The following is a 14,245-nucleotide window of genomic DNA, read 5'->3' on the forward strand; positions in this document are numbered from 1 at the left end:
ATCAGACTCCCCTCGAGACGAGCCACTCGACTGCAGAGTCGGTGGAAGTGAACCGATTGCCGAGCGCGCTGAAGGCGCCCATGTACAGCGACCGCGTGATCTCCGGGTAGGCGAGCTGCGTCTTCAGCAACCTCAGGTCCAGGCACGCGACCATGCCGGTGTCGGATTCGGAGCGGATCAACCGGCCGGCGGCCTGAGCAAGCAGGAGCGCGGCATCGGCGGCGTAGATGAGATGAGACGAGGAGAAGCGGTCCAACTGAAGTCGCTCCACCAGGTCGTCGACGCGGGCTTCGTCGGACGGGTTCTTCGGGCTACGCGGCACCCGGTCGATGATCACGAGCGAGCATGTCTCGCCGGGGGCATCGACCCCGGTCATCAGGGACTTCGTTCCCACCAGGACGCTGCCGACATCGGCGCGCCATTCTGCGGTCACGGTTCCCGTTGTCTTCGCGTCCCACTGGGTGTGCACACGGATGTCGCGGGGAAGGCGCGCGCGGAGGGCGTCGGCGTAGCGTCGACCGCTGGCGGAAGTGGCGGACAGGACCAGTGCACGACCCGCGTTCCCTCGAACGAGGTCGACGATCTGATCGGTGCACCATTCCGCATGCCTGCCGACGTCGAACTGCGGCTTGCCGTACCGGCCCTCGCGGGTGACCTGGGAGAGATCCCGGCCGGTCAGGTGGGGGATGAACAGCGCGCTGCGCTCATATGCGCGAGCGAAGGGGGTCGGGTAGGCGGTTGCTTGGGCGTTGAGCCCGGCCTGCTGTGCGAATCCGGCGGGGATGGTGGCGCTCAGTGCGAAGACCGGCAGGCGCCGGGACTCTCCGTCTTCCTCCAGCACGGTCCAGAGGTTGTCCTGGAGGATCCAGCCGACGGAGACCGGCTTCACGCAGCCGACGAGCCACGCACGTCGGTTCTCGTTCGGCTCGGAGTGTTCGACCCACCGGGCCCACCCGCTTCGATGCCGTCCGATCTCCTTCACCAGGGCCGGCATCTGAGCGAGCCTGTCCGAAGCTGACGCGGCACGAATCTGCTTCGTGACGTCCCGGCTGTGCGTCATGGATTCGAGAGCGGCCATTCCGCGCTCGGCCCAGACCTTCACACGGATGTCCTGATCTGCGAGCGGAGCATCGTCTGGTCGTAGGCGTCGGATCTCATCCGGTTGATGCCTGTGCGGGGCGAACCGCCGTAGCTGATCGTCGATCTCGCCGGCGATCACCTCCGCTTCGTCCATCCACGATCGAAGAGTCGACGGGGAGCCCGCGGCCCGATACGCACGAGCGGCCGCCGTGAGCAGGATTCCGCCCGAGAGCTTTGCCTCGCCTTGGCTGCGTACCGCTGCCGGCAGCTCATGTGCTTCGTCGACGATCACGAGGTCGAACGATCCGAGGCGTTTGCCGCCGGTGACGATTCGAAGGCGCTTTGCCGCTTGGACAGCAAGCATCGAATGGTTCGTGATGACGATGTCAGCGCGGGATGCTCGGTCCTTGGCGAGCTCGAGCCGGCTCGTCACCCCGAAGCGGCTGCCGTCGTCCGCCTCGCTCGACGACGCCGAGACAGCACGCCAGCCATCCTCCGTGTGCGGCATCGGGCAGGTGTGGCGGTCACCTGGCTCCCGATCGGTGAGGTGTACGCGGAGTGCCCACCTCACCAGCTGAGCGAACTCGCCGGGATCGCCGACGTCACCGAGCTCTACGAGGTCCGCCCTGTTCGGGATCAGGGTGTCGAGTCCGCTGGCGAGACGGACGAGGTCGTGATCGTCGGTTGCGAGAAGAACCTGGGCAGTCGCGATCGCCTTCGCGGGATCCGCGTAGTTGTTCGCACCGCGGAGAAACGCCACACGCACGGTCGCTTCGGGATGCGTCTCGGCGAGAGCGACATGCATGGTCGGCACGTCCTTGTCCTCCATCTGCCCCATCAACGACAGGGAGTGCGTGGACAGCAGCGTCCGATGACCGGATCGCACAGCGGCCCGGAACGCGATCGAGAGGGTGATGAACGACTTGCCGGACCCGGTGGGAGCCAACGCGATGACATCGCGGTCGTGCTCGAGGGCTGAGATGGCATCCAGGTAGAGCGCTTGCTGGCCTTCGCGGGGCCGCGCGTGGGGGAGACCTGTCGCGCTTCGCACAGCCTCGATGAGCAGGTCGAGGTCCTCGCCCTCGTCCTGGGGAACCGGGGGAGCGTCCGTCGCGATAGCGGTATGTGCCATGCAGTGCACATACCCGGTGATGGATTCAGTCAGCTTGCCGGAGGGCGCGGACGGCGACGGAACGGTCCATGCCGTCCATCTCGACGAAGTTCTCGGCGTCGGCCTCTTCTGGGGATCCGCGGAATGCACCGAGCACACTCATCGAATCCGCGCCGATCTCTTCGTCGTACTGATCGGAGAACTCCGCCGCGGCATACTCGGCAGCAGCGTCTGCTGACTCTGCCTCGACCAGACGCGTCTCGTGATCATCCCCCTGCACCACCCACGTCAGCTTTCCCCGATTCCCGTGAGCGGCCTGGAACGGGTCAAGCGCGCCAAGCGTTGGCGGAACGGGGACGAGCTCAGCATCCGGGTACTGGGCGAGGAGCTCCTCGGATAGAGAGCGTTCGGGATCGATCCTGATTCGTCCGTCGAACCGGCCTGTGCTGTCGTGACTGTTGCCCTGCTCATCGATTCGTCCCATGACCTTCGTACGCCCGGCGACGTGGCCCTCGTGGCACCGGGTATGTGCCGGGCATGGAGACGACCCGCGAGGCAACACAACGCAGGAAGACCGCAGCTGACGAGATCCGCGCGGCCGCATCCCGGGCAGCCTCGGACCCATCTGTCGAGCATGCGGAGCGGCTGCGCATCATGGGCGTACTGCTCGATCCGGACCTCGAAATCGTCTCCAGCGCCGTCCGCTCATACGGCACATTCACGCAGATCGAGCGGGACCGGGTCCAGGACTACGTTGTGCGATCTCTCGAACGGGTGATCCTCGGCACGGGCGGGCCTCGCGAGGTCGGGGAACGTCGACGTGTGGAACTCGCTTCAATCTCACGAGCGCCAATCGCGTGGGCATCCAAGTACGCCCGCTCCTGCGTCCCCGGTGGTGTCACGGAGATCAGGCGCGCGCGAGCGCGTAGCGCGGCGCCGGCGTCACCGTCGAACGGGTGGATGCCACCGATCCCCAGTGCCGAGGAGGCTTACCTCGAATCCTGTGAGAACGCGGTCATCACGGAGATCGCTGACCGTATCGAAGGGTGGGACCGCAAGAAGATGCTCCCTCACGAGATCGAGCAGGAGACCGCCGCCGAGTTGCTTCGGCTGCATGGCTTGCCGAAGCCATTCACCGCGGATACACGAGCGCGGCGGAGGATCTCCTCCCTGCTCGATCGCGAGGATGCGCCTGGGATGCTCGCGCGTTCGCTGCTCCACATGCTCGCGATCATCGAAGGCCGTGTAGTCCCTGCAGGCGAGGGCCCAGATCATGACCTCTTGGACCTCTGGGTCGATTACACCGTCGATGACGCAAGAGCTCTTCTCGAGGAAGGGCCCCTGGTGATCGCCGCGATCGTCCGAGGAACCGTCGTGATGCCCTCCCGGCCGAGCGAAGCCCAGCGCCGTGAGCTGCGGCGCGCCGCGAAGGGCCTATCGTCCGCGCGTGGGTGGTCCAGCCTGATGCAGCAGACGGAGGCCGCGTGGGTGGCGGAGCATTTCGCCTCCCGGAGTGCGCGCGACAACAGGAGCCCACTCAACGAGTCTCAGGCAGAACGCATCCGCGCCGCGGCGGCTGGGCACTGGGAAGAGTCGGCGATGGCTGTTCTCTCGTTCAAAGGACAGCCGCTGGGGCGGCACGTGCAGACGATCGCTGACGTCAGCGACTGGTTCTTCGGCGCCCTCGAGATGGTGCGCTCGGATGGGTCGGAGCTTCGGTTGAAGCAGGCAGCCTGACGCGAACCAGACCGGCATCGGCACCGTTCCCTGAGTTAGTTCGCTGGTGAACGACAGGAAAGCGGTGGGTCGACGTTCGGCAGACGTTCGCCGGAGTGCATCGTCACCGCTCCAGCCGGCGTCTTCGCCGCGTGCTGGTGGAGACCGGCGAACATGAGCGAAGATGGTTAAGCCGAAGGCAGGGCGATGGCGGACGACGGCGCGAGGAGATCACGACGGGCCGGCATAGACGTGGGCCCCTTCGGTATTACGCGGCGTCCGCGACAAACCACGTCACGGGGCCGACGCAGCTGATCGATCGCAGGAACGAAGTCTCTGTCGAGGGGTCGAGCCAGACGATCGAATCGCCGACGGGCTGAGGACGATCGGTGAACGGCGTGTACCCGGTCGAGATCAGGATCAGCGGTATGTCGGAGTCCCAGCGGTCGAAGGCAACGGCCTCTCGCACACGGTCGTGAAGGAGCACCGTGAGAGCGTCCTCGTCGAGGTCGTAGTGGTGGGCGACGTCGGCGAGGATCGTGGCCTGCACGGCGTTCGCGTGGTCGGCGAGGAAACGCGCACGGAGCACCAGCCGCTGGTCGTCGTCGGCATCCGCATGTCCGTCGATCACTCCATCGACGAGTTCCGACGCGGTCTGTGCCTCGGTAATGCTGGCGCTGGTGTTGTCCAGCAGGGCATGTCCGTCCATCACGCGGCCTCCAGCTCGAACTGCAGCATGCCGTCGCAGGGAGACAGGAGATCCATGCTCCCGACTGTGACCTGCAAGGAATCGACGCCGGCCTGATAGCCGAGGTGCGCGGTCACCCAGCGGGTCCACCACGCCGGGCGCAGCACGAAGTCGCTCATCACCACATCGTTCGTTCGGATCGAGCGGAGCGCCCCATCCAGGGCTTCCCTGCCATCGGGACGCTTGATGGCGACGAGCTCTTCACCGCGGACGGCCTTCGCGCCGAGCTGCACTCGTTCCCGTCTGCTCCACGCAACGATGTCGGCTGCGCCGACCATGCGAGGGACGTTGTCCGCGCGAATGGTGACGGCCCAGCCATCGAAGCGGTTCAGGGATCGAAGGAGCCGATCGAAGTTCGGTCGAAGGGCAGCGGCCCCCGGCCGTACATGCGGGAGGTCTGCGATTGCGAAGGTGTATGACATGTGTGGGGTACGCCCGGCGAGGCCGACTCCGTGGTTCTGGGTGTTCACGGGAGATTCTCCCTTCCTGGTCCGAACAGCTCAAGTGCGCGTTCCGCCCACTCGGCCGTCGTGGATTTACTGGGGATGGCCGTCTGCGGTCCGGAGATTCGAACGAGCAGGACGCCTGCCGAACGGCCGCCGTCTGCGATCCGCCTCAGGTGGTGAATCGCATCGGACCAGACCTTGGCGACAGGGATGTCGTGGATCAGGACCATGACGGGGGCGACGGGCGCACCCGGAGGGAGGATCAGCGTCCGCGCATCCATCAGGTCGGTCACTTCGGCGAGCACCCGACTCGCTGCAGCAGCGTCCGTGCTCAACGACCGCAGCCAGGGCTCTGCCCAGGCGTAGCTTCCACGGGCATTGGGAGCGATGACGTGGACATCCGCGCCGGCGTCGATGGCGTCGATGACGACGGAACCGATCTCGGTATCGACGGACGGCGACGCCTTTTCGGAGCTGACGGTACTGATCATGCCGATCACATACCCGGTGCCGGTTCGGCCTGCTTGGCCACTCGAGTCACTTCAGCACGCGCAGCGTTTGCTCGGGCGAAGCCGGTAAGTGGCTTACCTGTCTCCGGGTCGATCTCCCAAGCTTCCAGTGGGCGATTCGCGTCTGCCGCGGCGTAGTCCGTGGCCTCCAGCTCGCGGGCATGCTGGGCGATCTCGGCGAGTTCGGGGAATCGCTTCTGCACGATCATGGGATCCGGCCGGGTCTGGTTGAGTTGTGTGGGAGGGAGGCTCTTCACGCCGCGGGTGTGCAGCAACTCGATGAGCTCGTCCTCTTCCGCGTAGAACGACTTGAAGACGCACGCCGCCTGGCCGGCGAACTCGGCTGTGCCGACACCTTGCGACACCTTGGGATCGTTCTTGATGTGAGCCGGAACGACGGGGATCGCGCTGATATCGGAGTGGATGTTCCTGCGGTTTCGGTCAGAGGCATTCGATCCGAGCAGTGCCTTGTGCGGCAAGTTCGTCCGCAGTGCGACGCTTGCTCCGGTGTCGACGGTTGCTACCTGCGATGACACGACGAGGTGAAAGCCGACGAAGCGTTGCTCCGCCGCGATCTTCTCGATGAAGGTCCGGATCAGCTCTCGGGCGTAGTTCTTCGACTCCGCCTCGATGCGCAATGGGTCGTCTGCCGCGAGCCGTCTGGGGACGGAATCCATGGTGAACAGGCCGGTGAGCTCGTCCACGACAATGAGGACGTCGTGCATGGTCGCGCGGATGTCAGCCGGCAGTTGTGACATCTTCTTGACTCCGTAGCGCTTCAGGGTCGCGGCTCGGCGTTCGCCCTCCTTGTACAACTCTTCGAGGGCGACCGCGTTCTCCTGGAATGACTCGCAGCCCCACCCTCCGGGACGCACGAACGGCCTCCAGGATTCGAAGTCCACAGCCTTCTGCGGAACGTCGATGATCACCAGCTCCGCTTGGGCGGCGAGGGCGCCGGCGATGATGACGTTCACTGTGACGGACTTGCCGCCACCAGTAACCCCGCCGAGCTGCATGTGCGGTGCCGCGTTGAAATCGAGAGTCAGCACATCGTTGGGGACATCGCCCCGCTCGGAGAGCCGCTCACCGAGCGGGATCGGCGAGATCCCACCCCCAGATGGATGAGGTAGCAGTTCGGCTCGATATCGGATGACGTCGGCGAAGGTCGGGGGCACCGACGGGACGATCTCCCCGCGGAGTGTCTTGGCGTCACCAGTGAAGTACCAACCGACTTGCCCGACGGCTGTCTCCGCGACCTCCTGAAGTTTGGCGTCGTGAGCGCTCGGGGTGTACGAGTCTGGCAGTTCGAGTAGGAACCCTCCGCCCTTCCGAGGGCTGATCTGAACGTCCCAGGGCTTGACCCGCAACGCGTTCGCGACTGCGCTCCTGCAACGTCGTTCCCCGTCGGTGAGCTGTGACAGCACCGCCCGGTTGATGTGCGGCTCGAACCGGGTCAGGAACCAGCCCTCGTACTTCGGGTTCGATTCGAGCATCGCCGCGGTCTTCTCGCCATCCGAGGCACGCATCTCGCCGCCCAGGTTGATGATCTTGGTGCGCTTGGTCGCACTTTCGACGCTGTGCATCACGCCGCGGTTGATGAGTGTGACGTGCGTGCCGTCGAAGTCGACGACCTTCCAGCCCTTCCCTCCGCCGCGCTTCTCGATCCGCTCCAGGAGCTCGTCGACATGGCGCGTGCTGTTCGGGTTGAACTGCGGGCCGACCTTGATCTGCGTGCGCCTCATACCGTCCAGCCCTGCGAACAGGAAAGGACCCGGCGTCGCACCCACGGCAAGGTGCGGCGCCGGGTCGGGACCGGGCGCAGAGCAGGGGGAAGGCGCCCGGGGTCTCTGGTCAGCGCAGTGCGAGCAGGGTTTCCTCCTTCTCTCGCTGTCGGCGGCTGATGCCCTCCGGCGACTGATCTCCGAGTCGTAGGAACTCGTCGCTGGGGCGGTGCTCGACGGTCGCGAGACGGTTCCGGAGGTCCGCGTAGTAGAAGACGCTTCCACGCGCGACACCACCGTTCCCATCGGGGAGGTGCTGCAGCGAGTCCCAGTTCAGGCCGCCGCCATCGCCGTGGTATCGCTCGGCGGTGATCCGCTCCAGCGCGCGGGGGTTGTCGATGTTCGCCAGCTGCAGTGCGGCGGATGCCTCTTCCTCGTCCTTGATGTGGCCGATCAGGAAGCGGCTGATGTATCCCTTCAGGCCGATCTTCAGCGGTCCGGAGGGACGCTGGTTGTAGAAGATCGGGAACACGCCCCACTGGCCGCACAGACGTCCAACCTCGTCGAGATCCGAGGGGCTCGCCTTCTCGAGCATCCAGGACTCGTCGAAGTGCAGGACGCCGCGGCGGCTCGACAGGGACGCCAGGCTGCCCCAGACGAGCATGCGGATGACGTTCAGCGAGTTGCGCACTGCCGGCTCAGCGCGCGGGAGGTCCGCCGGGTCCATGCCCATCGGCGGAAGCTCGACCTGGGTTGCCCCGGACCGCACCAGGGTGAGGCCGTCGGCAAGGTTCAGTGCCTGGGTGTGTGGTTCGATGCCGAAGGTCGCACGGAACATCGGGTACACCTGGGCGTGCTTGAAGATGGGGTCGATGATCTTCTGCTCGATGAGGCCCGCCTTGGCTGCCATAATCAGCGCCTGGCCAGTGGCCTTCGCCCCATTCTCGATGCCCCAGCTGATCGCGAACGAGATGTCGTTGGCGTAAGCATCCACGCGCGAGTCGTGGTACGGATTGACGCGGTGGATCATGCTCGTCGCCTTCGCGATCGCGTCCGCACGGTCAGGGAAGATCCGGACCGGGTCGAGAGGGCCGTCCGCGGACACCATGTCGTCGAGGCTGATCGTCTGCCCGCCGGAGTAGCGCACCATGTCCGAGAGGTCGCTGTTCTTCTTGAAGTCGATGATGACCTGCGGGTGCAGCAGCCGGTTGAACTGGTGAGCGATGTTCTGCAGCAGCATCGTCTTTCCCGCACGGGTGGCGGCGAGGACATACAGGAACGGGAGCGTGTCCTCATCGGCCGCGGCGACGGGAGAGAGGTACGCAGGCTGGCGGTCGTCCTCGGTCATCCCGATCATCGCGCCGTCAGCGTCACCGATCCGCGTGAGCGTCGGCAGGGCGCTGTAGCTGATCGTGGTCTGAGGGAGATCGTGCTGCAGCGGGTTCGCCCGGACAGCGGAGTTCGCCATCGTCTCGTGCCATGCGGTTCCTTGGCGGTTCAGCATGGGGGACAGCTCGGCGCCGGGAGGCGAGAACTTGTCGATGTCGTCGATCACTCCGCTGAACCCGACGATCACGGACGTGTCCATGAGAGTCGCCGGACCACCATTCGCGTAGGCGCGCTCGATGGACGTCAGTTGGGTCTCGCGCTCCTCCAGCTCGGCACGATCCATCTTTCCCTGGGCCTGCAGCTCGCTCAGATCGGCACGATACCGACGCTGCTGCCCGCGTAGCTCGTTCCGGGTCACCTTGGAAGGCTCGACCTTCGCGCGGATGGAGATGACCCGCGCACCGTTCTCCAGCAGCGGGATCACCCATCGAGCTTTGGTGTCCGTGGCGGGAGTGAAATCCAGGTCGAAGGACTCGACGGCCGCGAAGCTGATCGCGTGCTCCCCGATCGCCTCCGGCCAGTCGCGGCAGTCGAGCCGGTTGATGTCGACGGCTGCGCGGGCCTCGGCAGCGGAGTGGAAGAAGTGGATGTGCTCGTCGTGTAGGAGGACGGGCACACCCTTTGCGAGCCCGTAGTTCCACCAGCTGTCCGCGAGATGCAGCTCCTGGAGGCTGGGCACGGAGAAGCCGGCTCGCGAGAACACCATCGCCATATCGCGGTGGTCCTTCTCGTAGTCGGAGAGGGGCGATCCGCCGTAGCGGAGCGTTTCCCACACGGAGTCGACGGCGCTCTTGAGGGTCCCGTTGCCGGTTGTCGCCTTGAGTCGCACGCCGAATAGCAGCACACGCTGGATGGTCGGACGATCGCCGTACTCACGGTTGAGCTCGTCAGCGATCGGCGACTTCGGGTTCGCCTTGAAGGTCGTCGGGACGTTCAAGAGCAGCGCATGCGTGTCACGGTAGGTGGACTTGACCTGGCTGCGGTGCGCGCCGCTGCCCGCGAATGCGGCGAGAGCTTCGTACGCGTTGGCCAGACCATGACCGACGGCGACGGCGCCCTCCTCTGTGCGCGCATCCGGCACCGAGCCCATCGGCACGGACCGCCACAGCCACATGGATCCGTCGATCCCGGGCCACAAGCCATCGAAGAGCGGGCGGCGCGCACGCGTCTCGAACTGAGGAAGGATCGGGATGGTCAATGCGCTGTTCGCGGGCTTCTTCGCCATCATGGTGCCGGCGTCCCTTCCGGAGCAGGAGTGTCGTTCGGGTCAGGGGACTCGCTCGGGTCTGGGGTCTGCGAACCCTCTCCCGGCTCGAGGTTGCGGGTGTCGACGCCGGCGATGGCATTCGCCTCGGGCTTGAGGTCGGGTCCGGTCCCGGGCTCACCCCAGGCAACGACATAGGCGGCGTCAGTGTTGGCTTGCAGCACGAGGAGGTCGTAAGTGATCTTCTGCGCTGTCGGTGGCTTCGGACCGAGGAGCTCCTCCTCGGTCGGGGTCTGGCCGTCCCACCAGAGCTCGAGCGTGACCTGGACGATCATCCTGGTCTTGTCGTCCTTGGTCTTCCCATCCGCGGCAGGGACGACTTTGTAACTCGCGGTCGTGATCTTCGCGGACTGCAGAGTCTCGATCCCCACCAGCGGAACGTAGGTGCTGCTGGCATCCTGATCACGCGTGACTCGTCGGAGCGCGGTCGGGTCGCCGCCGGTGAATGCGCTGGCCCACTCTTCGACCGCGCTCTGCACGGCTTCCGACGGAGTCGCGGTCCCGAGCCCGAACCAAGGCGACGATGCTGTCGCAGGGGCATCGAGGATCGGCAAGAGGGTGGGAGTCCCCATCACACTGACGCCGGCGCCGTCGACGACGACCTGGACGGAAGCGCTGTACAGCGAGTCATTCCGTTCCAGGGTGAAGCGGTGGAGCTCGAAGTGGTAGCTCACCGGCTTCTCGGTGTCATCGACAGGTGCCGGAGGCTCCTTGACCTCGAATCCGTCCCAGGAGATCAACTTGCCGTTCGGCAGTGGCGAGGGATCGGCGGTCAGCCAATCGATCAGAGCGCGTGTCGCCGCTGGCTTTCCTGCCGAACCGTTCGTGTCGAACGATCCCAGCTGGGCAGGTTTCTCGGCGTTCATACCCTGGATGAGGCCGATGGATACGAAGCCGAGCAGCACGGCAAGCGGGAAGGCGCCGAAGGCCATGATCCAGACGCCGACGCGCAGGATCTTCCCTCGGCGTTTCTCCTTCTGAACGTTCGGAGCCTCGGCGTTGTAACGGGTGCCGGGATCCTCCCAGACGCTCCGGGGCTGACGGCCGGCCATGATCAGCGCCCAGCCAGTTCGGAGACCTGTTCGAACGCAGCTCGCTCGTCGTCGCCGATCTGTTCCACAGCCTGGGCGAGGGCGACTGCGGCGGCGCCGTCCTTCGCGGGGATCGGCCCCGTGACGACTCCTGCCGCGACGAGCAACGCCCACGCCTGCTTCGCGTCCTCCCGGCTGAGCTGCATGGCATGAACAGTCGCCTCGTGGGGGGAGCGCCCGGCGGCATCGGCAAGATCCGTCACCAAGGAGATCGCTGGTGTGCCCTTGCCTGCGACGACGGTGGCCGCGAGCGAAGCGAGATCGTATTCAGGTGCCCCGAGGCTGACCGCGAGGATCGCGACCAGGTCCTCGCGGGCCTCGGTGAGCTGGACGTACTTGGCGATGGCACGTGCGGCACCTGCCCGTGTGATGGGTTGACGGGCTCGCGAACCCGTGCGAGCGTTCCGCGCGCTACTGCGCTTCGGACCGCCTGCCTCGCCCCGGGGAACGTCGACCTCTTCGGTCTCGTCCTCCCCGTCCTGCTCGATGACGTCGATGTCGTCGCTGACGGTGTCGGTCGAGTGCTCGTCGATTGCGAATCCGGACATGGGTCCTCCTGCCGTGTGAATCCCTACATCCGTCCACCCCTGCGAACAGCGACAAGCGGATCCGCCGATTTGCTGATGAGCACGTTTGCTCTGTCCGGCCAGATGCGGTCAGAGCGGGCGAGACCGGGCCATTCCCTACTCCCGACTGGGAACGGCAGCGCTGGTCAGACGGACAGACATCTGCGGACGGATACATACAGAGACCCCGAGGCCACACATGAGATGAGAGAGTGAGGGACAGGAGTCGGGAAGTAGTAGTAGTAGTTCTCTAGACGAGTCGTTAACTCTCTTCTCTCTCTGGTCGGGTCCGGCACTGACCAGAAGGGAGTAGGGCGAGACCCGGACAGACAGGCTCTGTCCGGGTCTCGCTTTGGCTCGGTCCGATGCCAGCTGGCTCAAAGGAACACGGTGGCCAGGCGGAGGATCTGGCCACCCTGGACAACACGCCGTGATTGGTTCTCGGCGAACTGAATTACCGGCCTTCGGGCATAGCCTGGCAGGCGCGACACCCCTTCCGAGGCGAGGGCCAGACGACCGCGATCCGACCGCAGCAGGTGACCAGGAGCGGCAAACAGCCCGCCCGTGGATTCTTCTGAGACGAAGAACTCCGAAGGGGTGATTGGTGCGCCCGACGCGAAGCTCCAATCTGCAGACCGGGTATGTGCAGCCCATGACCCAGACTCTGCTGCCCGATACCGCCTGGTCCGGAGGCCATCTGCTCCTCGGCGACCCGGAAGCGGTCGACAAGGTGCGCCGAAAGGTCCTCTCAGCCTCGGTGGCTGCCAGCACGCTGAAGTGCCCAGCGGCGATGGCCGCATCACGCCTGCTCCCTCGGAACGAGGACCCGTTCTCGGACGCAGAGATCGGCACTGCGATGCACGCCGTCTTCGAAGACCTGTACGCGCTGCCAGCACCGGAGCGCACCCACGAGAAGATCGATGAGCTCGTCAACGCCGCGGCGTCGCAGAAATGGGCCCTCGAGAAGCTGGAAAAGCAGACGAAGGACGCGCTCAGAGCGAACGACGCGAACCGACGGAACTGGATCGAGCAGATCTCCGCCCTCTGCCATGGCATCTTCGAGATCGAGGATCCTCGTTCTGTGATCGTCATCGGCATCGAGGCGACGCTGTTCGTCACGGTTCGCGACATCCCCTCCATCTGCAAGATCGACCGGATCGACTGGGTGCCGTGCGCCCCGGATGCCGTCGGGGCCGTCACCATCGAGCAGCTGCGCAGCCAGCATTCCCTCCTCGTCACCGAGATCGACGATCTCCCCGAGGTCGCGGACGGCGACAAGGAGGCCTGGAAGGCAAAGAGGAACCTGGAGGACCGGAGGGACTGGTTCGAAAAGACGATCGCGGCCGTCGAGGCGTCCGGCGAGCACTCGGGCAAGATCGCGATCCGCGACTACAAGAAGTCGAACGACGCGAAGAAGCTGAAGACCCCCAATCCGATGTACTCCGACGACTACGGGGATCAGCAGCGCCTATATGCATTCGGGGTTGAGGCATATACGGGGATTCGCCCAGCCATGGCCACGCTCTATTTCCCTGCCCTCGGGAAGGTTCGCGACATCAACCTTTCCGCACCGGAGATGGACAAGATGCTGCTCGGCTACAGCGGCGCGTGGAAGCTCATGAATGACTCCGCGGATCGAGCGAAGTTCGAGACACGTCCGTCGAAGGTCTGCGCATGGTGTGAGCTGGTGAACTCCTGCCCGTCAGCGCACCCGGCAACCAGGGCCGCTCCGGGCACACCGGAGGAGCGGATGGACCGCTTTCAGCTCACGGCCCGTCGGCAGTACGGCGCCGTGGAGCTGGGCATCCCAACTCTTCGTCCAGGTGCCGCGGCCGCCGAAGCGCGAACGAGCGCGCCTCAGCGAGAGCCCAGCGTCGACGTCGACACTCCGATGGTCTTTGCCAACGCCGCCGAGCCCGAATCCGCGACTGCCACCGCTGAGACGTCGGCCCCCGAACAACTGACCGAACCGATCCCGGCACAGGGCGATGACCTGTTCCCGATCACCCTCGGGGGCTCGTCCGCGACGGCGGCGACACCGGATGCTGTCATGCCGGTCGTGAGCGCACCGGGCGACGAGGTGCCGCCCGCGCCGGGTATGTGTGCTGAGACAGCACGGGAACCGAACCAAGGAGGAAGCGTGACCGAGCAGAACATTCGAGTGCGAGCAGAGGCCGCACCGCAGCAGGAACTGATCGGTTTCGATCTGAACCTCAACTCGTGGTCCGCGATCGCTCTCGCCGGCATCGTCTCCCAGTCGTTCAAGCACATGGACGAGCAGAACATCCCGGTCAGCCGTGAGGCATGGGCGCATTTCAACAACGTCCTCGGCGGCATCGTGCTCCGGGCGCAGGCTCAGCTGACCGGCCAGGCCACCTGGCAGGCGGGCGCTCAGACGCGGATTCGGGGCCTTCTCGCCGCACGTCTGGAGCGACGCCCGTTCCCGTTCGGGCGTCCCGTCGGAGAGATCGAGAAGTGGATGGCGGACACGGAGAAGTTCCTCATCGTCGGCATGACGGAACTGATCGACCTTCACGGCCGCGACCTGCTGCAGAACGACTCCCACAACTACTTCGCTGCCGCCGCGCAGCCGTGACGGAAGGA

At 65.5% G+C, this 14,245-nt stretch carries 11 protein-coding genes; 2 read left to right on the forward strand and 9 right to left on the reverse strand.

Going from position 1 to position 14,245, the window contains the following annotated elements; all coding sequences use genetic code 11:
• Position 1: 1 nt before the first annotated feature.
• Both FM104_RS12735 and FM104_RS12740 read right to left on the reverse strand, forming a co-directional pair.
• Positions 2–2,212, reverse strand: coding sequence for an ATP-dependent DNA helicase (locus FM104_RS12735; protein WP_087132627.1), 2,211 nt, complete (start codon positions 2,210–2,212; stop codon positions 2–4).
• A gap of 25 nt (positions 2,213–2,237) precedes the next feature.
• Positions 2,238–2,675, reverse strand: a complete 438-nt coding sequence (locus FM104_RS12740; RefSeq protein ID WP_087132628.1) for a hypothetical protein — start codon at positions 2,673–2,675, stop codon at positions 2,238–2,240.
• 53 nt (positions 2,676–2,728) lie between these two features.
• Between FM104_RS12740 and FM104_RS12745 the strand changes: the two genes are divergently transcribed.
• The gene (locus FM104_RS12745; RefSeq protein WP_087132629.1) at positions 2,729–3,928 is read left to right on the forward strand and encodes a hypothetical protein; all 1,200 of its coding nucleotides are present in this window, start codon (positions 2,729–2,731) and stop codon (positions 3,926–3,928) included.
• Between the two features lie 247 nt (positions 3,929–4,175).
• Here FM104_RS12745 and FM104_RS12750 read toward each other — a convergent pair whose 3' ends face one another.
• The 7 genes from FM104_RS12750 to FM104_RS12775 form a co-directional block, all read right to left on the reverse strand.
• Complete coding sequence (locus FM104_RS12750; RefSeq protein ID WP_087132630.1) at positions 4,176–4,616, reverse strand: hypothetical protein; 441 nt, start codon at positions 4,614–4,616, stop codon at positions 4,176–4,178.
• Positions 4,616–5,125 carry a hypothetical protein gene (locus FM104_RS12755; RefSeq protein ID WP_087132631.1) on the reverse strand — a complete coding sequence of 170 codons (510 nt, stop codon included), beginning with the start codon at positions 5,123–5,125 and terminating at the stop codon, positions 4,616–4,618. The genes FM104_RS12750 and FM104_RS12755 overlap by 1 nt, the downstream gene beginning before the upstream one ends.
• Entirely contained in the window at positions 5,122–5,592 is a 471-nt protein-coding gene (locus FM104_RS12760) for a hypothetical protein (RefSeq protein ID WP_143738393.1), read from the reverse strand. Before FM104_RS12760 ends, FM104_RS12755 begins: the two co-directional genes overlap by 4 nt.
• Positions 5,593–5,597: 5 nt before the next feature.
• Positions 5,598–7,352 (reverse strand): FtsK/SpoIIIE domain-containing protein, encoded by a 1,755-nt coding sequence (locus FM104_RS12765; protein ID WP_179206792.1) that lies wholly within the window; start codon positions 7,350–7,352, stop codon positions 5,598–5,600.
• 109 nt (positions 7,353–7,461) lie between these two features.
• Positions 7,462–9,948 carry a hypothetical protein gene (locus tag FM104_RS16550; protein ID WP_179206793.1) on the reverse strand — a complete coding sequence of 829 codons (2,487 nt, stop codon included), beginning with the start codon at positions 9,946–9,948 and terminating at the stop codon, positions 7,462–7,464.
• Positions 9,945–11,036, reverse strand: coding sequence for a hypothetical protein (locus FM104_RS12770; RefSeq protein WP_087132634.1), 1,092 nt, complete (start codon positions 11,034–11,036; stop codon positions 9,945–9,947). Before FM104_RS12770 ends, FM104_RS16550 begins: the two co-directional genes overlap by 4 nt.
• 2 nt (positions 11,037–11,038) lie before the next feature.
• Positions 11,039–11,623, reverse strand: a complete 585-nt coding sequence (locus tag FM104_RS12775; protein WP_087132635.1) for a hypothetical protein — start codon at positions 11,621–11,623, stop codon at positions 11,039–11,041.
• A gap of 670 nt (positions 11,624–12,293) precedes the next feature.
• Here FM104_RS12775 and FM104_RS12780 point away from each other — a divergent pair.
• Complete coding sequence (locus FM104_RS12780; protein ID WP_143738395.1) at positions 12,294–14,237, forward strand: PD-(D/E)XK nuclease family protein; 1,944 nt, start codon at positions 12,294–12,296, stop codon at positions 14,235–14,237.
• The last annotated feature ends 8 nt before the right edge of the window (positions 14,238–14,245 follow it).

The organism is Microbacterium esteraromaticum (assembly GCF_900163815.1).
Classification (GTDB): Bacteria; Actinomycetota; Actinomycetes; order Actinomycetales; family Microbacteriaceae; genus Microbacterium; species Microbacterium esteraromaticum_B.

Coding starts and splice junctions, on each gene's coding strand:
- FM104_RS12735 (WP_087132627.1), bottom strand. CDS start 2,212: ATGGCACATACCGCTATCGCGACGGACGCTCCCCCGGTTCCCCAGGAC.
- FM104_RS12740 (WP_087132628.1), bottom strand. CDS start 2,675: ATGGGACGAATCGATGAGCAGGGCAACAGTCACGACAGCACAGGCCGG.
- FM104_RS12745 (WP_087132629.1), top strand. CDS start 2,729: ATGGAGACGACCCGCGAGGCAACACAACGCAGGAAGACCGCAGCTGAC.
- FM104_RS12750 (WP_087132630.1), bottom strand. CDS start 4,616: ATGGACGGACATGCCCTGCTGGACAACACCAGCGCCAGCATTACCGAG.
- FM104_RS12760 (WP_143738393.1), bottom strand. CDS start 5,592: ATGATCAGTACCGTCAGCTCCGAAAAGGCGTCGCCGTCCGTCGATACC.
- FM104_RS12765 (WP_179206792.1), bottom strand. CDS start 7,352: ATGAGGCGCACGCAGATCAAGGTCGGCCCGCAGTTCAACCCGAACAGC.
- FM104_RS16550 (WP_179206793.1), bottom strand. CDS start 9,948: ATGATGGCGAAGAAGCCCGCGAACAGCGCATTGACCATCCCGATCCTT.
- FM104_RS12770 (WP_087132634.1), bottom strand. CDS start 11,036: ATGGCCGGCCGTCAGCCCCGGAGCGTCTGGGAGGATCCCGGCACCCGT.
- FM104_RS12775 (WP_087132635.1), bottom strand. CDS start 11,623: ATGTCCGGATTCGCAATCGACGAGCACTCGACCGACACCGTCAGCGAC.
- FM104_RS12780 (WP_143738395.1), top strand. CDS start 12,294: ATGACCCAGACTCTGCTGCCCGATACCGCCTGGTCCGGAGGCCATCTG.